Source organism: Micromonospora sp. NBC_00389 (assembly GCF_036059255.1).
In the GTDB taxonomy this organism is placed as follows: Bacteria; Actinomycetota; Actinomycetes; order Mycobacteriales; family Micromonosporaceae; genus Micromonospora.
This window is the reverse complement of record NZ_CP107947.1, coordinates 4,173,438-4,195,819: the sequence shown is the minus strand read 5'-3', so window position 1 is coordinate 4,195,819 and position 22,382 is coordinate 4,173,438. Positions and strand designations below refer to the sequence as shown.

Annotated in this window: 11 protein-coding genes; 4 read left to right on the top strand and 7 right to left on the bottom strand. The window is 67.3% G+C overall.

Annotated elements, in window-relative coordinates; genetic code table 11:
• The first annotated feature begins 276 nt into the window (after window positions 1-276).
• Window positions 277-1,035 (top strand): transposase family protein, encoded by a 759-nt coding sequence (locus OG470_RS19905; RefSeq protein WP_328414358.1) that lies wholly within the window; start codon window positions 277-279, stop codon window positions 1,033-1,035.
• Between the two features lie 40 nt (window positions 1,036-1,075).
• On the opposite strand, the gene OG470_RS19900 is transcribed toward OG470_RS19905, so the two are convergent.
• Together OG470_RS19900 and OG470_RS19895 are read right to left on the bottom strand one after the other, a co-directional pair.
• Window positions 1,076-1,252 (bottom strand): hypothetical protein, encoded by a 177-nt coding sequence (locus OG470_RS19900; protein ID WP_328414356.1) that lies wholly within the window; start codon window positions 1,250-1,252, stop codon window positions 1,076-1,078.
• 36 nt (window positions 1,253-1,288) lie between these two features.
• On the bottom strand, window positions 1,289-1,720 hold the full coding sequence (locus OG470_RS19895) for a hypothetical protein (RefSeq protein ID WP_328414355.1): 432 nt from the start codon (window positions 1,718-1,720) through the stop codon (window positions 1,289-1,291).
• A 429-nt stretch (window positions 1,721-2,149) separates the two neighbouring features.
• Here OG470_RS19895 and OG470_RS19890 point away from each other — a divergent pair, with 429 nt between their 5' ends.
• The gene (locus OG470_RS19890; RefSeq protein ID WP_328414353.1) at window positions 2,150-4,378 is read left to right on the top strand and encodes a HelD family protein; all 2,229 of its coding nucleotides are present in this window, start codon (window positions 2,150-2,152) and stop codon (window positions 4,376-4,378) included.
• Between the two features lie 352 nt (window positions 4,379-4,730).
• Here OG470_RS19890 and OG470_RS19880 read toward each other — a convergent pair whose 3' ends face one another.
• Window positions 4,731-5,708, bottom strand: a complete 978-nt coding sequence (locus OG470_RS19880) for an ArsR/SmtB family transcription factor (protein WP_328414351.1) — start codon at window positions 5,706-5,708, stop codon at window positions 4,731-4,733.
• A 57-nt stretch (window positions 5,709-5,765) separates the two neighbouring features.
• Between OG470_RS19880 and OG470_RS19875 the strand changes: the two genes are divergently transcribed.
• Entirely contained in the window at window positions 5,766-7,034 is a 1,269-nt protein-coding gene (locus tag OG470_RS19875) for an MFS transporter (protein WP_328414348.1), read from the top strand.
• 269 nt (window positions 7,035-7,303) lie between these two features.
• Here the strand turns inward: OG470_RS19875 and OG470_RS19870 are convergent, their stop codons facing one another.
• From OG470_RS19870 to OG470_RS19855, 4 genes are all read right to left on the bottom strand, one after another.
• Window positions 7,304-10,237 carry a M20/M25/M40 family metallo-hydrolase gene (locus OG470_RS19870; RefSeq protein WP_328414346.1) on the bottom strand — a complete coding sequence of 978 codons (2,934 nt, stop codon included), beginning with the start codon at window positions 10,235-10,237 and terminating at the stop codon, window positions 7,304-7,306.
• Between the two features lie 1,285 nt (window positions 10,238-11,522).
• On the bottom strand, window positions 11,523-17,705 hold the full coding sequence (locus tag OG470_RS19865) for a S8 family serine peptidase (protein ID WP_328414344.1): 6,183 nt from the start codon (window positions 17,703-17,705) through the stop codon (window positions 11,523-11,525).
• A 13-nt stretch (window positions 17,706-17,718) separates the two neighbouring features.
• A complete protein-coding gene (locus OG470_RS19860) occupies window positions 17,719-17,871 on the bottom strand; it encodes a hypothetical protein (protein WP_328414342.1) in 153 nt (50 codons plus the stop codon).
• An 80-nt stretch (window positions 17,872-17,951) separates the two neighbouring features.
• On the bottom strand, window positions 17,952-20,906 hold the full coding sequence (locus OG470_RS19855) for an ATP-binding protein (protein ID WP_328414340.1): 2,955 nt from the start codon (window positions 20,904-20,906) through the stop codon (window positions 17,952-17,954).
• A 545-nt stretch (window positions 20,907-21,451) separates the two neighbouring features.
• Here OG470_RS19855 and OG470_RS19850 point away from each other — a divergent pair.
• Window positions 21,452-22,186: a hypothetical protein gene (locus tag OG470_RS19850; RefSeq protein ID WP_328414338.1), complete on the top strand. Its 735-nt coding sequence runs from the start codon at window positions 21,452-21,454 to the stop codon at window positions 22,184-22,186.
• The last annotated feature ends 196 nt before the right edge of the window (window positions 22,187-22,382 follow it).

The window sequence follows — 22,382 nt, the reverse complement described above, 5'->3', positions numbered from 1 at the left end:
CACCCGCAAAATACGTGAATCAGACGTCCTCTAAGGCGGAAGAGCACCTTCATTGAGGTGATCTCAGCAAGGATTCGGGCGGGATTCGGGATGGCACGGGCGTAGCGTCCATAGCGGACAGTGTGGGATAAGGACGTGGAGCCATCGGTAGACAGGTTCTTGCGACAGAATCAGTCTCCGAGAGGGCTCCACGTGATCACCTATTCTGCCAGGCTCGACGTCCCCAGGGAACTCGTGCGTCACGTGGCGCGTCTGCTACACGCGGAGCGTCGGGCGGTGAGAACCCGCCGCCGAGCCCGGGCGTTGACGTGCTTCTACCAGGCGCTTCTGGTGCTGGTGTGGTTCCGCAAGGGCGAGGACAAGACGACCCTCGGGGTCGGGTTCGGGGTGCCGAGGGCAACTGCTTACCGGTACGTCGCCGAGGCCGTGCGCGTCCTCGCCGCGCAGACCCCCACCCTGCACGACGCCCTGACCCAGGTCGCGGCTGACGGCTGGTCCCACGTGATCCTCGACGGCAAGTTGTTCGACACCGACCGGCTCGCCGAGACCACCACCAGCGTCAAGGGCAAAACGATCGACGCCTGGTACTCCGGGAAACACCGCGACTTCGGCGCGAACATCCAAGCGGTCATGCGCCCGGACGGACTACCGGTCTGGACCTCGAGTGCGATGCCCGGACACCTTCACGACCTGGCCTGCGCCCAACAGTTGGACATCACCGGCGCGCTCTACTGGGCGGCGTCGGCGCTGGATCTACCGACCCTGGCCGACTCCGGCTACGAAGGCGCCGGCCAGGGCATCCACACCCCGTACAAGCAACCCGCCGACGGCCGCCGCCTCGCGGTCGACAACCGCACCTACAACGCTGCCCTTCGATCCATGCGATGCCTCGGAGAACGCGGCTTCGCGATCCTCACCGGCCGCTGGCGCACACTACGCCACAGCACCGCCAGCCCACGACAGGTCGGCGACATCGTCCGCGCCGCTCTCCATCTCACCCATTTCGAATACCGATACCTACCGGATTCATGTTGAGATCACGTCACTCCCGGCCGTTCTTCGTGCAGACCGCCAGCTAGTCCGGCAGGTCCTCCATTGCGGGGTCCTGCGGCAGGCGCGCGGCGGCCTCGGCAACCGCGGGCAGCCAGGCCAGAGCGTCGCCGTCGAAGATGTCCCAGCCGCCGCTGCTACGCCACGGCTCGACACCGTCGACCGCATAGGAGGCAGTGCGGGACCGTCGCAACCAGTTCATGACTCTTTCTACCTCAGAAGGGGCCGCCGCTGACGCCTAAAGCTGGTCGGGCAGAGGGTGCTCCACATACTCGCCAAACGGCTCGATGGATCCATCCCAACCGTTCCAACCCTGTTGAGTGACCTGCCCATCAGCATAGGAATAGGACCAGCGGGCACCGTCTTCGCCCTCGATATGGACGACTCCCGAGCGAACGAACGGCGCAATCGCGACGTAGAAGGCCGTAGCTTGATCCGACCACTTGGGATCGCCCGCATCGTCGTAACCAAACTCGATCCAGTCTCCGGCGCGGCTGATCGAGGCTCTCGCCGCCTCCGCTATGTCGGCCAGTGTGTCGCTTGCGGCAGACTCATCCGGGGCGAACCAACCACCTCGTTCAGCCATGGCGGCCTTGGCGGTGGCGACGGCAGCGGCGTCGTCCGACTGCGGAAGGTTCAGGCGGCCTGAAGGCCATACTAGGTAACCCACGGTGCGCATCCTACGGGCACTCAAGGGCACTGCCTCCGGAGCCCTGCGAGGGAATCCGGGCCCATATCCCGCCCCGTCAACTTCGGGCATTTTGTCCGTGCCGTCCAATCAGCAGACTCGCGTTGCTGAGATCAACTCATTGGCTGGAACAACGTCTCGGCCCCTCCCAATGGTGCTGTCGTCGTGGATCCGCATCGTGGGTGCAGTGTGGTTGGTCGAAGGGCCACCCGCAGATCAGATAAGGACCGAACTGTCAATAAGCGAATCAAGATTGGGTAAGGCCACAAGCGACCCGGAACTGCAAGGCATTGAGATCCCCATCTCTGCCGGCGGAGTTCCTGGCCGACAAGGGAAACCAGCCCTATGCTTGCCGCCGAATGCACTGCGGCTCATCCGGGCCGAGGGGAACACCAATACAAGGACTTGCGAATGCGCCGGAAGTCTGCTCTGAACAACCACACTGCTGGCGTCAGCGAAATAACACCGGACGGCGAACCGCCGACCTCTACCGCAGAGGGCGTCGCGCGCCGATCCGCGGTCGCCGAGGAACAGGCGTTTCTCGACTTGGCCACGGCCCGGCGCGACAGGCTGGCCGACCACCTGCAGGTCGAGCTTTCGTCAGAGGCCCTGGACGCGTTGGAACGGGCCCGGCAGCGCATGCTCCGCCAGCAGTACGAAGAGCTGCGGCGAGCACGGGAAGGGCTGGTCTTCGGCCGCCTCGACGGCCTTGATGGCACCGTGCGACACGTAGGCCGTGTCGGTCTCCGCAACGATGGCGAGGACAGTGAGCCACTGCTGGTCGATTGGCGCGCTCCCGCAGCTCGGCCGTTCTACACCGCGACGGCTGTCGACCCACAAGGTCAGGCACGGCGCCGTCACATACGCACGACGGGATCGACCGTCGTCGGCGTGGACGACGAGCCACTGGACGGGACCATAACGGCGGAACTCGTCGGTGAAGGCGCTCTTCTTGCCGCCCTCGACCAGCGGCGCACCGGCCGCATGTCGACGGCGATCTCCACGCTGCAACGCGAACAGGACGACATCATCCGGGCTGAGGCGACCGGCCCGCTGATCGTTCAGGGCGGTCCCGGCACCGGTAAGACCGTGGTTGCTCTGCACCGCGTCGCCTACCTGCTGTTCGCCCACCGGAAGATGGCCGACCAAGCGGTCCTGGTCCTCGGCCCCTCGCCGCGGTTCCTCCAGTACATCGGCCAGGTGCTACCCGCGCTCGGTGAGACCGCCGTCGTCTCGGCGACCTGCGACACTCTGCTGACCGAGGTCCGCGTGGGCCGCGACGAGAGCCGGCTTCTCGCCGAAATCAAGGGCCGCGCCCTCTGGCAGCCCGCGCTCGAAAACTACGTCACATCGCTGCTCCCCCGGCCTCGCGAGCTGAAGCTGCGCTGGGAGGGCGAGTTCTACGTCGTCACAGCCGCAACAGTGGCGCAGGCGCTCGCCTCGGCGGTGCAGGGACGCCCGTACCACCGCGCCCGCGCGGCGTTCGCCGAGCAGTTGCACCACCTCCTTGCCGAAGTCGTCGTCGAGCAGCGCGAGGCGCTGATGAACGAGATGGAGGAAGGCTTCGAGGACATCCTCGCCCGCGTCGACAGGGGCATGCGGCATGACCACCACTCCGGCAGGACGTCCACCGGCAGTGACATCGACGGATTGCTCTCCGAGGAAGAGATCGATCACCTCCGTCTTCGTATCGCCGAGAACGCCACCATCGCCCGGTTTATCAAGGCATGGTGGCCCACCCTCGACGCCGAAACCCTGCTGGGTGATCTCCTGACCGACCGCACCCTGCTGGCCCGGTTCGCCCCGCAACTGTCCCCGGAGGAGATCACCGCTGTCTCGGCCGAGCCCGCCCCATGGGCATCGAGCGACATTCCCCTGCTCGACGCCCTCGCCGACCTGCTCGGCGAGGTCGACGCCCCGCAACCACAGGGCGAGTTCGTCGCCGACAGCGCTCGCCGACAGCGCGGCTGGGTGTATGGCCACGTCGTCATCGACGAGGCGCAAGAGCTGTCCGAGATGCAGTGGCACATGGCCGTACGGCGCTGTCCTAGTCGATCCATCACCGCCGTTGGCGACATCGACCAGGCGGAGGCGGCGCACCGGCACACCAGCTGGGCACAAGCGGTGCAGGCTGTTTTCGGAGACCGCTGGACCGCCGCGGAACTGACCATCTGCTACCGGACCCCGCGTGAGGTTATGGACCTCACCGAACCGGTCTTGAAGGAAGCTGGCAGCCACAACGCGCCGCCACGGGCGGTACGCTCCTCCGGCATCGCCCCCTGGGAGCTCACGATCACGTCCGCCGAGCTCGCCGACGCCGCCGCCCAAGCTGTGCGACAACTGCAGCAACGGTGGCAGGGTGGCATGGTCGGCGTCATCGCCCCCGCGGACCGCATCGCCGAACTCCTAGCCGTGCTGAGTGATGTGCCAGTGCTCACCGCGACCCAGTCCAAGGGATTGGAATGGGACGCGACGCTACTCATCGACCCCCAAGGCATCGCCGCTGAACCGCGCGGCTGGAACGGCCTCTACGTCGCGCTCACCCGATGCACCCAGGAACTCGGACAGCTGATGCTCACGCAGCAATCGCCACACCCTGGGACAACATCTCCGGATACTGGGCGTGCCCTCGGGACGTGAGGATCGTCCTGTCTGAACGTGAGGAGGGGTGAGCAGCCGCCGTGGATCGGCTCTGACGAGCTGTGGGCCGAGATCGCGCCGCTGTTACCGCCTCGACCACCACGGCTGCGCCGCTAACCCTGGTCAAAAGCCCCGTGATGACCGCGAGGTGCCTACCCCAGGAGCTGGGCTTCAGGTCGGGCATGACCTGCTGGCGGCGGTTGCTCGACTGGACCGACGCCGGCGTGCGGCAACGCCTGCACGAAGTGCTGCTGGGCAAGCTGAGAGCCGCCGAGCAGCTGAACATGTCCCGCGCGGTGATCGACGGCACGCACATTCGGGCGCTCAAGGGTGGCCCAAACCCCAAAACAGTTCACCCCGGCCAGGAGGCAGGGTCGGGCGCTACCACGCGGTCACCGAGCGGGGAACGGCGGTAGAGCACGGACCGGCCGTCGCGTACCCCGACAAGCAGACCACCGTCGCGCAGCGCGCGCAGGTGCTGGTTGACCGCAGTTGGCGTGACGCCGAGGCGGGACGCGAGTTCGGTGGATGACGCCGGCGTCTCCAACGCGACGAGCAGACCGGCCCGGACAACGCCCAGCAGAGCCGCCAACGCGCCCGGCGCGGCCAGCGGCTGCGGCTCCCACAGCGTCGCCACCCCACGCCCCGCATAGATGATCATCGGCGGTTCGGCTTCGGAGGCCGGCGTCGATGCGTTGAGTGTCCAGAGGCTCGGCACGAGGGTCAGGCCGCCGTTGGTGGCCCGCGTGTATTGCAGACGGGATCGCAGCCGCACCTCGACGGTCGCGTCGACGAGCCGGACTGCAGGCGAGAGCCCGTTGAACATTGCCGCAAGTCCGTGTTGGGAGATCTGCCGCGCGCGGAACGTCACATCGCCCTCAAGTAGAGCCCGCATGCGCGGCCAGTGCGGCGCAAAGCAGTGCCGCCAGTAGCCGGCCAGGGCATCGATGATCCTGGAGAGCACCCGAGGGACGGGACCACGCAACGCGCGGGGCAGCGACCCCGCACTGTGCACGGCCCGCAGGTCGCGGACGACCACGGCCGGGTCGATGGTGGCCAGCCTCGCCAGTTCGTCATCGAAGTGGGTCAGCGGGGAGGACGGCCGGGGATTGAGGAAGTCAGGCGTCCAAAGTCTCGAATCAGTCAGGGCCAGCAGTGTCTCGTGGTCCAGCGCGCTTCGCGACTCGTTGACGGAGCGCACCCAACGCAAATGCAAGGGATACCGACCCGGGTCTCGCCACGCCCGCAGCGACAGCACCACTTCGTTGAGTGGCGACACCGCGAACCGGACATCAGCCAAGTCGTTATCGACCAACTCATAGCGGACCATGAAGCACAACGCTACATCGTTGGCGGCAAGGGACCGGACAGTGCGACAACTGCAATCATGCTTCCCGCAACGGTCCGGCGGCCATCCATCACGGAGTGGCTTGCCCCATACCTGAACCCGGTCGACCCAACCGCCCGGGCGCTGACCTGGTCGACGATCGCGTCCTCACTGTCAAAGGGCGTGTTCTTCAGCGTCAGCGTGCTGTACTTCACGCGCGTGGCCGGCTTCCCCGCCACGACCGTCGGGCTCGGGCTGACCATGGCCGGATGCCTCGGGGTCGGAGCGGCACTGGGCGCCGGCTACCTTGCCCGGGCGATCGGCGCGCGGCAGGTGATGGTTCTGGCCACCGCCGGACAGGGAATAGCGCTGCTTGCTTACCTGTTGGCCCGGACGCCGGCTGCGTTCGTCGTCGTCGCGAGCGTCGCGGTCTGCGGACAGGCCATGCAGCGCACCGCACTCACGACGATGATTGCGGAGTCCTTCACCGCGGCAGACCGGCTCGCCGTGCGGGCCCGGCTGCGGGTCGTGATGAATGTCTTCATCGCCCTGGGGACCGCGCTGGCGGCGATCGCCCTCGCCATCGACACGAGACCCGCGTACCAGGTGGCCATGCTGGCCACCGGAGCGTTGACGCTCGTCGCCGCCTACACGCTCGTCCGGGCACGGTGGCAGCCCCAGGCGGCCCCCGTAGACACCGACCCTAGACGGCGGACCCAGTCCGGTCGGTCCATGCGGCGCTCACCGCTGCGAGACCGCACCTATCTGGCGATCACCGCCCTCTACGCGCTCTTATCCATGCAGTTCGGATTATTGACGGTCGGAATGCCACTGTGGGTAGTTGGCCATACCCAGACGCCAGCGGTGACCGTGGCGGTGCTGCTGGCCGCGAACACTGCCATCGTGTCGGTCCTGCAGCTCTGGGCGGCGCACCGAACAACCGACCTGCATTCCTCCGGCCGCGCAATCGCGCAGGCCGGCGCACTCCTGGCGCTCGCCTGCGCCCTGTACTCCATCGCCGCTTTCGGCTCACTCGTGATCGCCGTGGCCGTCCTGGTCCTCGCAGCCATCGCGCACAGTCTCGCGGAGATCCTCTCCGAGGCCGGCAGCTGGACACTCGCCTTCGAACTGGCCGACCCTGCCAACGCTGGCGCCTACCAGGGCGTCAGCCAGACCGGCGCAGCACTCGGTGCCATGCTCGCGCCCCTCGTCGTCACCGCCGCCATCGAATACGGCGCGGCGGGCTGGGCCATCCTCGCCGCCGTCTTTCTTGCCGCAGCGCTGATGACCCAGGCGCTTATCAGGGCTCGCGAAGGCCGCATGGCATGAATCAGCGCGGCCCAATCGGGCACGGTGACAGCCGGTGCGTCGGACAAGGACGAGATCAGCGTTGATGGCAGCGCGGGCATGACTCACTTCGGACGATCGATAAGGCGTAGGAACCTCGGTGATCATCTGAACCGGTCATGCCCGCCTGCTACCACCAGCACGGGCGCGTCTACACCAACCACATCAAGCCGGGCACCCTCACGACCTTGCCGGGGCCCTGCACCGCGCATGCCCTCTCGTCCGCGCGCTGAACTTCCGGTTCACACGCGTCACACGATGGAGATCGACCGCACCTGGGTGTTGCCCTTGGTTTCGACGTATACCTTGTAATCGCCGACGGTGTAAGTGCCAGCAGCGTTGTTGTCGATGGTGAACGTGGTCGTCACAGGAGACTCGCTGCCGTCGATGTGGGTCTGGTTCACCGTGATGGTCAACTCGTTCTTGTTGCCCTTCAACTTCTTCACCACCGCCGACGGCTTCGCATCGGTGACGGCGTTGGCGACTGTCACGTAGACCGCGTCGGGTGAAGAGAACTCCGCGTTCTTCTGCCCATCACCGAAGGTGAAGAAGCCCCGTTGTTCGATGGCTCCGCGCCCGGGGAACGGATCAGGGTTTGAAGCCAAGTACGTTGGATTGACCGTGTACAGGTCCGTCTTGGAATCCGCGAGGATGCCCTGCACCCCGGTGTACGGGGCATCGGTGATCGCGAGGTTGACCGACAGGTAGATGGCGTCGGGGTTGTTGGCCGAGATGCGCGAGGAGAAGTACTTGTCCGCACTCTGCCCCGCAGGAACGGCCAGCGGGACAACCGCGTCGCCGACGAGGATGTTGAACTGGAAGTCGCCGTAGCCGCCGGCGACGAACTTCGCCCAAGCCGCGTCCGACATGTGGTCGGGGCGCTCCACCTTGAACTCCAGACGCATCGGCGCCACGTACGTGTTGTTCAGGTACTCGGTGTCGGTCAGGGGCAAGTAGACCCCTCCCGGGGCGTGCCCCAGTGCGAAAGCCGACGCCGTCGGGGCCGAGTTGCCGCGCCCGTTCCACATCGGGATGTTGAACGAGGTGGCGCCGAGCAGGGCCTGGGTGCCCAACTGGCTCGTGCCGACAGCGGCCGACGCGTCCTTGTAGGTTCCGACCGTGACGTCGAGCAGGTCGAGGTCCGCCCGGTCGGCGTTCAGCCCAGGGATGCTTGCCGACATGAACTTGGCACCGGCGGGCCCGGAGTACCGGGCCATCTCCAGCATGCCATCGGCCATGATCTTGGTCATCTGCACTGCCGAGTCGACCTTCATCCGCTCGTTGGCCGTGTGCCACCAGCGCTCGTTACCCGGGATGACGGCGCCGAAGGCGGTCATCTTATTGCGGAAGCTGCTGGCCAGGGTGCCACCGGTCGTGCCCTGCGGATAGACCACGTCCCTGAGGGAATAGGGATCCGCGAACTCCGCCGGATTGCGGTTGATCGAGGCTTCGTAGCTCCCGAACTGAAGAGCCGTCAGCGGGTTGTCGTGAGTGACGTACAACCCGGCGCCGACGGGCGAGCCGAGGTTGCCGATGGTGAACCCCTTCGCCTGGAAGGCGGCCGTGACCGCCGCCGTTGCCTGGCCGGAGTCAGCCGCGGTGACGTGCATGCTGCGCACATACATCGGCATGCTGAGACTGCCGGAGGCGTCCGTGTAAAAGCTCGTCGGGGTCTCTGAATTGATGCCCCCCATGAGGGCAAAGGTCAGGTTCGGCGTGCCGTTGCTCGGGTTGCGCAACAGGCTCGCCGGGATGCCCATGTACTTGCCGATATAGGCTTCGCCTTCGACACCGTCGCGGAAGAACAGGTCGGCGATGCCGTCGGCGGCTTTCTTCAATTGCATGTCGGCGGCCGTGGTTCCCAATGCGCCGAGTCCCTTGGAGAGGAGGAACATTCCCCACACGATGGCATTCTTGCCGTACTGCGGGGTCGGCATCTCCATCGCCACATCGGTGTTGATCTCCAGCGTGAGCGAGTCGCCGGTGATCGTGGTCTGCACCTTGGGCGTGGTGCGGGGAGCAGCCGGGAGCCAACCCTTCGTGGTCGCGGCAGCGGTGATCGCCGACACGAATCGGTCGCGCACGGCGGAGCCGGCCCCCGCAACGTCGAGGGTGAAAATGGCCCGCGAGGCGATCTGTGTGGTGCTGCCGTAGGCGATGTCCTTGAGCGTCGGGTCGCCTTCGCGCCGGGTGACGCCAGCTGTGGCATCCGTCAACCGGAAGGCCTTGGTGCTGTCTGCGGACAAGCTCATCAACACCGACGGGGTCACCGATCCGGAGTTGCCGACGATGACCGGGAACCGCGAGTCGGAGGTGTAGCCCGCGATCGGGATCTCCTCCCGGTTGAGGTTCTTGTAGGCCCAGTTGTCGTAGAAGCTCGGGTTCGAGTTGTACGGGATGGACTGGAAGGTGGCGGTGTTCGTCGTCGAGGGCGTGCCGGGACCGCCGTCTTCGTAGATTCCCATGACGATGCGGATGCGTCGGTCGAGGGGCAACCCCGCCTCGAGCAGCGCCTTGGCCGCGAGCAGCGTCGCCAGCGTCGGGCCGCTGTCGTCCTGCAGGCCCGCCCCGTAGACCCAGCCGTCCTGGACATAGGGCGAGTGGTACGCACCAGGAGTGCCGAGGTTGCCATCGGCGTCCCGCCAGCGCGCCAGTTGGGCTGGCGAAACGGAAGCCGTCGGCGAGTCGAGGTGGCTCAACGCCATGACCATCTCCGGGGCGTCCGGGTCACCGATCTCTGCGTAGACGTACTTGTCGGGCTGGCGTTGGACGACCACCGGGAAACCCAGGTCGGTGGCCAGCTTCACCACCCAGGCGAGCTTGGCGACCTTGCGGTCGTACTCGTTCTGGTTGGCTTCGGTGTTGCTGACCGGGAAGGGGTACGCCGTCGCGGCCGTGCCGCCTCGGGAGATGGAGTCGTAGCTCGACCCGTCCAGCATCGCCCCGATCAGACTAAGCGGGTCGTAGGTGCCGTCCCCCGCCCGCGCGCTGTTGACGCGCCCAGCCAACGCCTCGACTTCCGCGTGGATCGCGTCGCGCTCGGCGTCGGTCACCGACAGATCGTAGGTGGCGCTCGGCTGGAAGCGCTCCTCGCCGACGCTGGTCGCGGACGCGTCAGCCGCTACACCCATGGACAGGAGCAATGACATGCCAAGTGTCATTGCAAGAGGTTTCTTCCGCAGCACCGTGATCTCCCTGAATGGTCAGACCAAAAAACGTCGGATGAATTTCGTTGTACGCGAGACACTTTCAGGCGCTTCCCAGCTTGTCAATGAGCCTTTCTGAGCAACGGTTGTAGCGCTGCGTGACCAGGTGGTGCGGTGAGGTCGTGTCCGAAGTGGAGGACGACGAGCGGCGGACACAAACATCCATACTTTTCAAGGGGTGACTGAACAGGGGGATCCTCGATGTACCCCCATCGAAGGTTTTCAAGGGGGCACCCACCCAGCCCCCCATTGATACTTTTCAAGGCCTCCCATCGATATTTCTTAGGGGGTCACCTCGTTCATTCAAGGGCTTCAAGATAGATGGTTGCCTCTTTTTCGATGGCCTCCCATGAATCGGGGCGGCCCTCTCGACGGCTGCGCAGAGCAGACAGCCACCGCGCGCCCCATTGCGCGGCCCTGTAGTCAACGCTGCGGGCCGACCGTCGCCCGACACACCGTCAGCCATCGATCGGCGTACCGCTTGCCTCCGATATGGAGGTTCGGGCCGGCCGGGAACATCCCCGCCGGGCGCGGGTTCGGTGGGTCGACGCGACGACCAAGCGCCGCCTGTCCCAGTCAACATCGGTGGCGACACCGGAAGAGGCGCCCGCGTGGATCGACGCAATGGTCAGCGCGGCGCAAGGAGGCGTCGACCCGGTGGCCGCGACAACGCGACTGGCCGAGTACGGCGAGAGCGTGATGACGCTGGCGCTGCGACCGTGCAGCTGGTTGAGGGCGGCGATCCGGGCCTTAACCGCTCCTCGACGGGCCACCCGCAGGGCACGGATCGCCTCGACCGGTCCGGATCTTCGGGACACCAGCGGCCTGCCCGGACAGGGCCGCGGGCGGCGGCGAGGGCATCGGTCGGACTTGCCTTTGCTCCGGCGAGTCTTGCGGTCCGGACGGTCGATCTCCACCACGATGGAGCCCGACACGCTCAAGCACTTCGCCAGGCCAGCGCCGTAGGCACCGGTGCCCTCCACCCCAACCTTCACGACCCGGCCGAAGGACGCAGCCAGGACAGCAACTGCTGCTATCCGGCGGCGGTGGGGCGAGGGCGCGGGCGACGGTGGCGAAGGGCTCTGGCGTGGCGGGCAACGCGCTTCGTCGTCTGGCGCGTCGCCACTGACGAGGAACTCGGATTCTTTGCCACCACGTGCGCGAGTACGGTCCGAAGCCGCACACTCGGTAGTCGTGGGCAGAGCCTCCCCGGTGATCCTTTCCGAGGAGGCTCTGCCCACTGCTGGCGGATAGGTTGGCTATCTCATAGGCGCGGGTCCTGCTGGACCTTCAGGGCGTTGAGGATTGGGTCGCTCTCGCCGATCTCGCGGCGAAGCTCGACCTTCAGATCGCCACCGGCGTGCTCGACGGTGACCGTGTTCACGTCCGCGGTCAGCGCACCCACCTGCACGTCGTGGTCGTAGAGCACGACCTTGCCGTCGACCAGAACATCGAAGGCACGCTTGCCGGCCTTGACCTTCTCGATCTCCGCGAAGTCGAGGCCGATCCGGTACGTCCCGGCGGGGGCGTTCTTGAACACGTAGCTGAACGTCTCGCCGGTCCGCTGGGTGCGGAACAGCGCGTCGTCCTCGGTGCCGGCGATGTCGGCCTTGGTGGCACGCGCCTTGCCGCCGACGTAGCCCCACGGCCGCGAGCCGAGCTGCTGGTCGGGCGACCAGACGAAGCCGTCGGCACCGACGTACCCGGACCCGCCAGCGTCGACGCCCTTCCAGTAAGCCGAGGTCGCCAGGCGGACCGGCTTGAACTGGGCTTCGCCCTTGCCGGCGTTCGACGCCACGAGCACGTCCCCGACGAGCACGCCGGGCTCGACGTTCGCGTTGTCGGCCGTCGCCGTGACCGTGGTGGACTCGCCGGCCGCCAGCTTGACCGTGCCGGCCGCGGCCGCGCCCGTGAGGGTCAGCCACGGAAGGTCGGCGGCCTCGTGCCCGTCGTCGCTGGTGCGCTTCTGCTCACTGAGCCGCACCTCGAGTGGGGCGGAGCCGGTGTTGGTCACGGTCACGTCGGCGGTCGCCTTCTGGTCCTTGTCGAGGAGCCAGTCGAAGTCACCTCCGGTGACGGTGGCGACGCCCGTGGTCAACGCCGTGTCGACCACCTCGGCCTGATCCTTCTTGGCGATGGTCACGGGGTGACTGGCGGTGACATAGTTCGGCGCCGACACCTCCACGGTGTTCTCGCCGACCAGCGCCTGGGCCTTCCACCGGCCCTTCTCGTCGGCGGTGATGACCCGCTCACCGCTCGGCCCCTTGAGCGTGACGATCGCGCCCGCGATCGGCTTGCGGTCGTTCGCGTCGGTGACCGTTCCCTCGATCGTGCCCGCAGCCGGGAGGGTGTACTCCAGCCCCAGGCCGGCCTTGAGGATGGGCTGGTCGAAGGAGTACTGGCTCGCGGGGTTGCGGTTCAGGCTCTCCAGGCCCACCGTCGCCGACGACCCTCGGGTGAGGGGGTTGTCGCCGCCGACGCCGTCGCCGTATCCGATCTGGACCCGTCCGTCCGCGATCAGGGTGACCGAGAAGCTCACGCGAGCCGTCCGGTCGCTGTAGAAGGTGACGTTGCGCCATTCGATAACCTGCGCCGCCAGCCCGTCCACCTCGGTCGTGCCGAAGTAGATGCCTGCCTCGTCGTCGACGATGAGGTCGTCCCAGAGCGGATAGATCGCGTCGATCGGACTGGGCGACGGCAGTGCGGTGTTGTTCCCCAGCGTGCTGGCGCGGTCGAAGGTCAGCGTGCCGTTCGTCGTCACGCACACCCCGTCCCAGGCCGTGTCGTAGAACGGTTGCAGGAAGCTGGAGTCGAACCACAGCACGCCGCAGAGGTCATCGCCGTGCCACCCGGACTCCTCCGTGCCCTGGCGGTAGAGCCCGTCGGTCACCTTCATCGAGTACGAGCGACCGGCGGGGGCCACCGGCACGGGGCCCGGCTCCGGCTGCTCGGGCTGGGGCTCCGGCTCCGCCGTGTCTGCGCGCGGGTCGAGCGTCACACGCAGCGCGGCAATGGTCGGGGCCCGTAGGCCCTTCGAACCCCGCAGCTCCACGGTCAGCGGACCGCCCTCATGCTTCACGACGGCGGTGCGCCAGTCGGCGGCGTTCGGCCCCACGGCCGCGGCCGCGTCGTACGCGTACTCCGTCAGCGTTCCGTCCACGAGGACGTCGAACACCCGCTTGCCCTTGGCCACCTTCTCGATTTCGGCGAACCCGAGATCGATCGCGTAGGTGCCCTTGGGCGCGTCGGGAAAGCGGTAGAACAACTGCTTGTCCGGCGTGGTGCGCTGCGACTGGAACAGGGCGTCGTCCGTCGTGCCTTCGATCCCGGCCTTCGTGGAGGCGACCTCCGTCTTCCCCTCGTAGCCCCACGCCCCCTTGCCGCCGGCCTGGTCGCCGGACCAGGTGTAGCCGGAGCCGTCGGTGAACGAAGGGCCGCCGGCGTTGACGCCGACCTGGTACTTCGTGGTCGTGAGCGTCACCGGGACGTAGGTCTTGGACTGGCGTCCGGAGTCGGACCTCACCACGATGTTCGCACCGAGGACTCCTGGCTTGGTGTCCTTCGAGGAGATCGAGACCTTGACGGTCGTCGACTCGCCCGGGGCAAGGGTGCCGCCGGTCGAGGAGAGCGACAGCCACGGCAGGTCGGTGAGCAGGTCGTCCTCGACGTCGACCAGCACGACGTCATCGGCGACCTGGTCCGCCGCCCACAGCGCCCCGGTCGAGTCGGTCTCGAGGCCGCCGCCCTGGCCCGCCTTCTGGCCGGGGAACCACCACGCGTTCACCAGCGAGCAGTCGTCGGGGTCCACCTGCAGCAGGCGGGTGGGCCTGTTCGAGGTGAGGTCGGTGTACCAGATGGTGTCGGACGCCTGGTTGTAGGCCAGGCCCATCACCTCGGGCAGCGGCGGGGCGCAGAAGGACAGCAGCGCACCCGCGTTGTCGTGCGACGTCCCGGCGACGGTTCCGATCATGCCGTTCCTTCGACCGCCGACGTAGAACACGTCCTCCGTCGGGTTGTAGGCGAGTCCGGTCAGCTGCAGCGTGGACCAGTCACCCTTGATCTGCCGGGTCTCCTTCCCGGTCTCCCGGTCGAAGCAGTGGATGTAGCTGGCCGGGCTGTCCTCCATCTGGCACATGTCACCGGTCTTCGTGTCGAGCGCCATGTCGAACGCCCGGTACGCGGGGTTCCACGACGCGTCGAAGACCTTCCCGGTCGGCTTGCCCGTCACCGTGTAGGCGGTGTTGGTCCGCGCGTTGTAGTCGTGGACCCAGACGTCGCCGTCGTACCCGATGCCGGAGGGCTCCTTGTTTTCGATCTTGCCCGGGATGGCGATCCGGGTGATGACCTCACCGCCGGAGGTCGCGCCGACCTTGCCAGCCGCCTGTGCTTCCGCGGCGCTCGCCGTCGCCGCCTTGCCGTCGACGTTCGACGGCTTCATGCCGCTCGCACCGGCCTTCCACGCGGTGAGGTCGATCGTGCTGTCCGCACCCTTCCCGGTGCGCCCGGTGGCGCCGGCGGCGTCAAGGTCGGGGTGGCGCGCGGCCTCGCCCAGGTTGTACGTGAGTGGGGCGGAACCGTTGTTGGCCAGCGTCAGCGAGCCGACACCGTTCTGGTCGGTGCCCAACAGCGTGTCGAGGCCGTCAGCCTTCAGGCCGGCGACACCCGTGGTCAGACGCGCGTCGATCTTGGCGTTCGCGTAGAGCTTGTCGAGGGAGAAGGGGTATGCCGCGGTCGTGTAGTTCGGCGCGTCGACCGTCATGGTGTAGTCGCCGACCGGAAGCTGGCGATGCACGATGCCCGTCCCGTTGGTCGTGACGGTCTCGACGAGCCCATTCTTGTTCGTGAAGGAGACCTTGGCCCCGGCCACCGGCAGCCCGTCGTTCTGGTCGACGACGGTCGCGTCGAGGTACCCGAAGTCAGGCATGTCGTAGGTGACGATCATCCCGTCGCGCAGCACCGGGGTGCTGTCGGAGAACCGGATGCCGTCGACGCCGGCCCAGCCCTGTATGCCGGTGATGGCGTGCGCGCCGGCGGTCACCGGGTCGTTGGTACCGATGCCGTCGCCGTACCCGAAGATCACCGTGCCGGAGCGGGTGAGCGTGGCCGAATAGCTGACCGGCTCCGTGTACTCCGACCGGTCCGGATAGGCCCAGAGTTTGGCGTTGCGGAACTCGACGACGAACGCGTCCTCGCCGTTGACCTTGGTGGCTGCCGTGAAGACTCCCCCGCCGGGGGCGAACTCGACCGGGGTCTGGACGTAGAACGGGAAGATGCCCGCACCGCCGCTGCCGGGTCCGGTGGAGGTGTCCAGGGAGATCACGCCGCGCAGGCTGATGCCGAGGGTGTCGTGGCTGCCGTTGTAGAGCGCGATCGGGAAGGGCAGCTTCACCGTCGCCCACACGCCGCTGGTGAACGCGACCGGGTCGGTGCCGCGCTGGTACTCGCCGTCGGAGACGGCGCAGTTGTAGCCGCCCTTGTCGACGACGAGCCCGACTGGGATCTCGCGCGACTCGTTCTGCGCGCCGACGGTCAGCGGGACCGTTGTGGGCGAGAAGCAGGCGTTGGGCTTGATGCCCAGCGTGTACCCGCCCTCGGGGACAGCGGCGATCGTGAACGCGCCGTTGGCATCCGTGCGTACCGGCTTCAGCGGCGTGTCCTTGACGGAGACGTCGGCGTTCGGGACGGGCTGTTTCTTGTCGTCGACAACCCTGCCGCTGATGTCGTGCCTAGCGGCGGCTGTGAGCGGCAGTTTGACGGCGGTGTCCTGGCCGAGGGAGATCGTGACGTTGGCGGTCGCGGTCAGGTAGCCGAAGACCTTCGTGCTGAGCTGGTAGTCGCCGACCGGGAGGTTCGTCGTGAACCGGCCGTCCTTGTCGGTTCCGATCGACCGGCTGAACGGCCCGCTGATCGTCACCTCGGCGGCGGGGACCGGGACGCCGTTGGCGGTGACGACACCGGTGAGGGTGCCGCCCTGCCGGGGCGCGAGCTCGAGCAGGCGGACGAGGTCGAGCCGGCCTTCGCCGTACTTGTTGTTGACGTCGGCGGTGCCGCCGCACTCGGTGTCGTCGACGTCGACGGCCGACTCGCCGAGCAGGCGGCGGGTCTCCTCGACCTGCCCGATGAGGGTCGGGTCGTAGCTCCACAGCGCCGCGACGGCGCCGGCCACGTGGGGGGCCGCCATCGAGGTGCCGGACATCTCGGTGTAGCTGTTGTTCGGGTAGGACGAACGGACAGCGACGCCCGGAGCGGAGATCTCGGGCTTGATCCGGCCACCTTCACCCTCGCCCTTGCGGGAAAACGACGCGAGCGTGCCGTCCGATGAGTAGGCGCCGACGGAGTAGGCACTCTCGGCGGAGCCGGGCGAGGAGACGGTGTCGCAGGCCGCGTACGGCGTGGTGTTGCCCGATGACCAGACGCTGAAGACGCCCGCGGCGCTCCAGGCCTCGTCGATGGCCTGGAAGAAGTCGTCAAAGCTGTGCTCGACGGTCTGACCCCACGAGTTGTTGATGACGTGCGGGCGCTTGGACGGGTCAGGGCTGTTCCCATGCACGTCGGTCGGGGCGAGCAGCCACCAGCCGGACTGGAGCAGCGTTTCGACGCCGCTGCTGTCGCAGCAGCCGTTTGCCGCGATCCACTGCGCGTCCGGCGCGACGCCGACGTGGTTGGTGCCGTCGTCGCCGACCATGGTGCCCATGGTGTGCGTGCCGTGTCCGTTGTCGTCGCACGGTGCGCCAGTGCACGTGCCCCGGGTGGCCATCCAGTTGTAGTTGTGGTCGACGGTGCCGTCGGGCTTCGTGCCGCGGTACTGGTGCATCAGGGCGGGGTGGTCGAATTGGACGCCCGAGTCGAGGTTGGACACGGTGATGCCCGCACCGGTGGCGCCCATGGCCCACGCCTGGGGGGCGTGGATGGCGTCCAGACCCCACGAGACGGTGCCATCCTCGGCGGCGGCCTTCGGGGCGGCGGGGCGGGCAGCCTGGTCAGCTGGGATCTTCTTGTCCACGGGCTCGACCAGCGCGACCTGCGGCGTCGCGTAGATCTCGGCGACCTGCACCCTCGAGGCCACGTCGAGGGCGAGCTTTTCGGTGCCCCCCTTGACGAACACGGTGTTGGCGATCGGGTAGGAGGTGTATTTGACGCCTGCCCGGTCGAGTTCGGTGGAGACAGATGCCAGGGAGTTCTTCGCCGCTGCGGTCAGCGCGTCGTAGACGAACTGACCACGAGCGGTCCAGTCGGTGATCTTCTTCGCCGGCCCGAGGTCGGCTTTGGTGTCAAACGTGATCCAGAAGTCGGACGCCGGCTCCGTGCGGAAGCGGTCCTTCAGGTTCGACGCGATCTTGTTGGCGGCAGCGCCAGGATCCGGCTCAGCGGCGGACGCCGGTGACGGCTGGATCAAGCTCAAGCTGACCACTGCGGCCAGCGAAGCCGCGAGGGCTTTGAGTCTCATATGAGTCCTTGGCCTACAGGGGTTGATAGGGGTCGTGGTTCTTGTGGTCATCGGCACCGTCGGCACCGTCGGCGTCGGGGGCGCTGACGCGCGCCTCGCAGGGCAGCTCGGGTGGTGGCGGGTGCTCGATGGCGGCGTCGTCACGCGCGACTGGTCGCTCAGGCATACATTGCCCTACGGCTATGAATCATGGAGTCATGCTCGAGGGGACGAGTGGCCGTCGCTATCCAGCGGATACGTCAATTTTCACGACGGGTCGTCGAGGGAGTCCTCTTCTGCGAACACTCCGGCCTCTACCGCCTTGACCGCGAGCGCGGTCCGGGAGGTTACCTTCAACTTGCGCATCGCCGCACGCAGCTGTTGATCCACCGTGGCCGGCGACTTGGCCAGGATCCGGCCGATCTCCCGGTTCGTCTTGCCGGCGACAACGAGTTGGACCACGTCGAGCTCGCGCGGTGAGAGTTGGTCGCCGTACCCTCGTCGGCCGCCGCGCCACAGTCGCGGAACCTCGGCGCCGTGTTCGCGAAGCCGCTGTGCGACACGGTCTGCGTCGCCGCGGGCTCCGAGCCTGAACAGTTGCTCGTACTGTGCGGCCAGCAGCTCTCGACCTTGTTCGATCTGGCCTTGCGCTATGAGCGCCTCGGATTGACGCTCGCGGGCGAGCATGGCGTCGTAGGGGCGCGGCAACGCGCTCCAGGCGCGCGCCGCCCGGTCGTATGCCGTCGCCGCGCGGGCGTGGTCTCCGGCTGCGGCGACCAGCAGGGCGCGGCATACGGTGAGGGCGGCGCGAGGCGCAGGCGCCGTACGGCCACGCAGTCCTCTGGCGAACTGGTCGCCCAGGCGTGTCGCGGCCTTCAGGTCGCCCGCGGCGAGGTGCGCCTCGATCCGGGCGGGGACGAGGTCCGTCGCCCAGACCCAGATGCCTTTTCTCCGGACGGTGTCCATCGGCTCGTTCGTGATCTGCAGCGCCCGGCCGCTGTTTCCGTCCGTCAGCCACAGTCTGGCCAGCGCAGCGGCGGCCTCCATCGTGTCGTCGGCTGCGCCGAGACGGGCAGACTCCTCGAGGACCAGCCGGAACTGCTCCTCCGCAGCGCGCCGCCGTCCGGCTGCGGCTGCCAGCCGGGCCGCGAGGCGAATACTGCCGAGGTAGTGCGCCGGCCGGTCTCTGTCGGCGTCGGCGAGTGCCGCGCTTCGCTCCGCGAGACCCTCCCACCGGCCGGTGAGCCACGCCAGGTTGGCCTGTTCGAGTCGGACGTTGTGCTGCAACCGGGACGCCTGCTCGGCCTCGGCAAGGCGCATGGCCACGGCGAGGTGTTCTTCCGCGTCGGCGTACCGACCCCAGATCAGTGCGCCGGTCCCGACATTTGCGTGGATGCGGGCCACGTCGAGACGCTCCACCGAGGTCGCGCCGTCGATGGGCAGGCCGGCGACGACGTCCCAGGCCTCCTCTTCGCCGAGCATGAGCAACGCCGCAGCTCGGTTGCCGGCCAGGTTCAGCCGCTCTGCGGGAGAATCGAATTCGGCGGTGAGCTCAGCGGCGCGATCCAGCCAACGCCGATGGGTCGACGCCGGCCACGGCCCCGCATACGCCCATCCCAGATAGGTCATTGCCCGAGCCGCCTCGACCGGCTCATGGTCGAGGTTGACCACCGCTTGCTCGAGCTCGCTGAGTGCGGCCTGCGCCTCACCCCCGGTGATCAGGAGCCGACCCAGGGGGTTGCGGATCTCGGCCTGCTGGCGCGCGGAGAGACCGGGTGTCTCCAGCACCGAACGCAAGGTACGGATCACGCGGTGATAGACCTCGTCGACCGGTTCACGACGGCCCAGTGCGGCAACTCCGGCGATGCGCGCGACTCGTGCCCGATCCGTCGGCGGCAACACGGCCCACGACAACAGATCGACCAGCAAGTCGACCGCCTTGGTGTGGTCACCCGAGGCCATCGCCAGCTCGGCACCCTGCTCGGCGTACCGCGCCCAGGACTGCGTCTCGCCCGCCTCACGGAAGTGGTGGGCAAGGCGTGCGACAGGCGGCGGATGGATGTCCTCCAAGGCCCGGCCGGCCAGCAGGTGGAAGTGTCTGCGGTCGGTCAACGGGATCGCTTCGTAGACAGCCGTGGCGGCGAGCACATGCCGGAATCGCCACTGGCCGCGGTCGTCTCCGTCCAGGACGCCGGCGTTGGCCGCCTCCGCGATAGCGCCTCGACACGCAGCTGGTGACAGACCGGCGGTCACCGCGATCGTGGCCACCGATGACCGCTCAGCCAACGTAGCCGCGGCTCGCAACACCTGCTGCGCCGTCGGCGACAGACGGCCCACCCGCTCCCGGGTGGAGTCGCGCACCGTTGGCGGCACCTGTAGCTCGCGCAGCTTCAGCCGGACCCACTGTCCGTCGCGGAAGACGAGGTCGGCGCGGTCGCACATGAGGCGAACCGACTCCTCCAGCGCCAGAGGAACGCCACCGGTCCGCTCGTGCATGAACGTCGTGAACTCCTGCGATATCGGGTTGCCGTCCAGCATCGAGGACACCAGCGCTGCCGTGTCGTTGGGTCGCATCGGCGCCAGGGCGATCCTCAGCTGGGTCACGCCAGCAGGCAACCGGGACGTCAGCCGCAGCAACAGCGATCCGACGTCCACCTCCTCCGGCCGATAGGAGATCACGAGGCTCGGCCCGTGCGATTGCTGTCGGGAGGCGACGAACAGCAGGAACTCCAAGGTCACCTCGTCGGCCCAGTGAGCGTCCTCGAGCACGAGAACGTCGACACGCAGAGCCCGCAGCAGCTCGTCCAGGGCGCGGAACAGGCGATGCCGTGCCGCCTTCGCATCGTCCAAGGGCTGCAATGCGGGCGGCAGGTCCGAGGACCATTCAGGGAACAGGGGCCGTAACGCACCCGCAAGCTCGGTGAGCCGCAATCGCGACACCGGGCGGTCGATCCCACGGAACGCGTCGACGATCGGCCCCAACGTCAGCGAATCGCGAAGCGGTGGGCACACCGAGACCAAGGCAGTGCGCTGGTCCGGCGCGGCCAACCACTCTCGCAGCAGTCGGCTCTTCCCGATCCCCGCCTCGCCCTCTACCAGCACGATCGCCGGTGGCCGGGCCAAGGCGACCCGAAGCGCCGCCATCTCCCGATCACGACCCACGAAATGCGGCGTAGAAACGGTCGGTGAAGTCCCGTCGTCCTCGGGCGAGGGGTCGAGCATGCGTGATGATCTCGCTTTTCGATGCTCGGGCGCAACTACCCGCCAGTTGGGATCCTCACTGTCGTCGGGTCTCCGGCGAGTTCGCGTTACGGCGGATCGCCGCGATCTTGTGGAGCCAGTCACTCAACCGGGTGATCTTGACGACGTCGCCGACCTTCGGGGCCTTTTGTCTGTCGGGACGGCTGGAATCGAACCAACAACCCCTTGACCTCCAGTTCTACAGCGATTCCGTCACACCACGCCAGGATAGGTTGAAACATCCTTAGAAACGGACAAGAGTGACGCCCTCAAATGCCGTTCCATGCCGTTCCATGCCGTGGCTCACCGCCTCATCCGCCCGTTGCGATCCCCTCCGTTACCGGGCTCGTTACCGCGGATCGTCAAACGCTTCCCATGCCAGGCAGTCCGGACGAACTCCTCCCTTGCGCGACCGTCAGCGGCTCCACCAAACATCGATCGGCGGACTGGATGGGTCCCGCGAGACTGAGCGCGCCGTGTCGCACGGACCGTTGCTTCAAGAGATCACCTGCGGCACCATGATCGCGATGAGTAAGCACCTGGACTGGGTAAAACGCTACGTCGCCGGGGAACAAGATCGGGTATGGCATGAGATGCGGCAGCTTGGCAGCGGCGTCCGTGAGCCAGCCTTCGCCTCGGAGGCGCAGGCGGTATGCGACGAGATGGCCCGCCGAGCCCGGAGCAACATCGAGACACTGGTCGCGCGACTGCGCGAGCAGGGTTACCGATTCCACGAGAACAACGACGACCAGACTTCGACGGAGCCATACACGCCACCCGGTTCCATGGCGGAAGAGCACCTTCACTGGCTGGAACAGCGTCTCGGCCCACTTCCGATGGCGCTGTCGTCGTGGATCCGCATCGTGGGCGACGTGTGGCTGGTCGGAACGCACCCGCAGTGGCCCAGTTCCGCAGCGGCTGACCCGCTCGTGCTGGAGTTGGCGGGTTCCCGCTACCCGGACAGCGACATCCGCGAGTACTTCGCGGAAGAGATCGAGGCGTGGCAGGAAGACCAGGACGATCCATTCCTACTGCCCGTCGCGCCCGACCACTTCCACAAGGACAACGTCAGCGGCGGTGGCCCCTACGGCATCATCCTTCCCGACGCATCCGCCGACGCGCACTTCGTGGGCGAGGCCGCCATGCCTCTGGTGGCCTACCTGAATTGGGCCTTCCGGCACGGCGGCTTCCCCCGACCCACCGCCGACCAAGCACAGTGGAAAGTCATCCACCAGCTGAGAAAAGGCCTCCACCGCCTCTGACGGACGCAAGCGAACACCTCCCCGACTGCAACCCGAACCACAGACGGCGGGAGTGCTGACGCCTCACAACCTTCGGCACCACCCGTAGCCATAGGCCCGAGCGTCTCCTGCTCCCTGACACCCAACGGCCAGCGTTAGCCCCACCAGGACGGCTTGACCTGGCCCCCAGTACCGCGCGCTTCGCGGCAGATCCGGA

Coding starts and splice junctions, on each gene's coding strand:
- OG470_RS19860 (WP_328414342.1), bottom strand. CDS start 17,871: ATGCCTGAGCGACCAGTCGCGCGTGACGACGCCGCCATCGAGCACCCG.
- OG470_RS19900 (WP_328414356.1), bottom strand. CDS start 1,252: ATGAACTGGTTGCGACGGTCCCGCACTGCCTCCTATGCGGTCGACGGT.
- OG470_RS19890 (WP_328414353.1), top strand. CDS start 2,150: ATGCGCCGGAAGTCTGCTCTGAACAACCACACTGCTGGCGTCAGCGAA.
- OG470_RS19875 (WP_328414348.1), top strand. CDS start 5,766: ATGCTTCCCGCAACGGTCCGGCGGCCATCCATCACGGAGTGGCTTGCC.
- OG470_RS19865 (WP_328414344.1), bottom strand. CDS start 17,705: ATGAGACTCAAAGCCCTCGCGGCTTCGCTGGCCGCAGTGGTCAGCTTG.
- OG470_RS19855 (WP_328414340.1), bottom strand. CDS start 20,906: ATGCTCGACCCCTCGCCCGAGGACGACGGGACTTCACCGACCGTTTCT.
- OG470_RS19880 (WP_328414351.1), bottom strand. CDS start 5,708: ATGGTCCGCTATGAGTTGGTCGATAACGACTTGGCTGATGTCCGGTTC.
- OG470_RS19850 (WP_328414338.1), top strand. CDS start 21,452: ATGAGTAAGCACCTGGACTGGGTAAAACGCTACGTCGCCGGGGAACAA.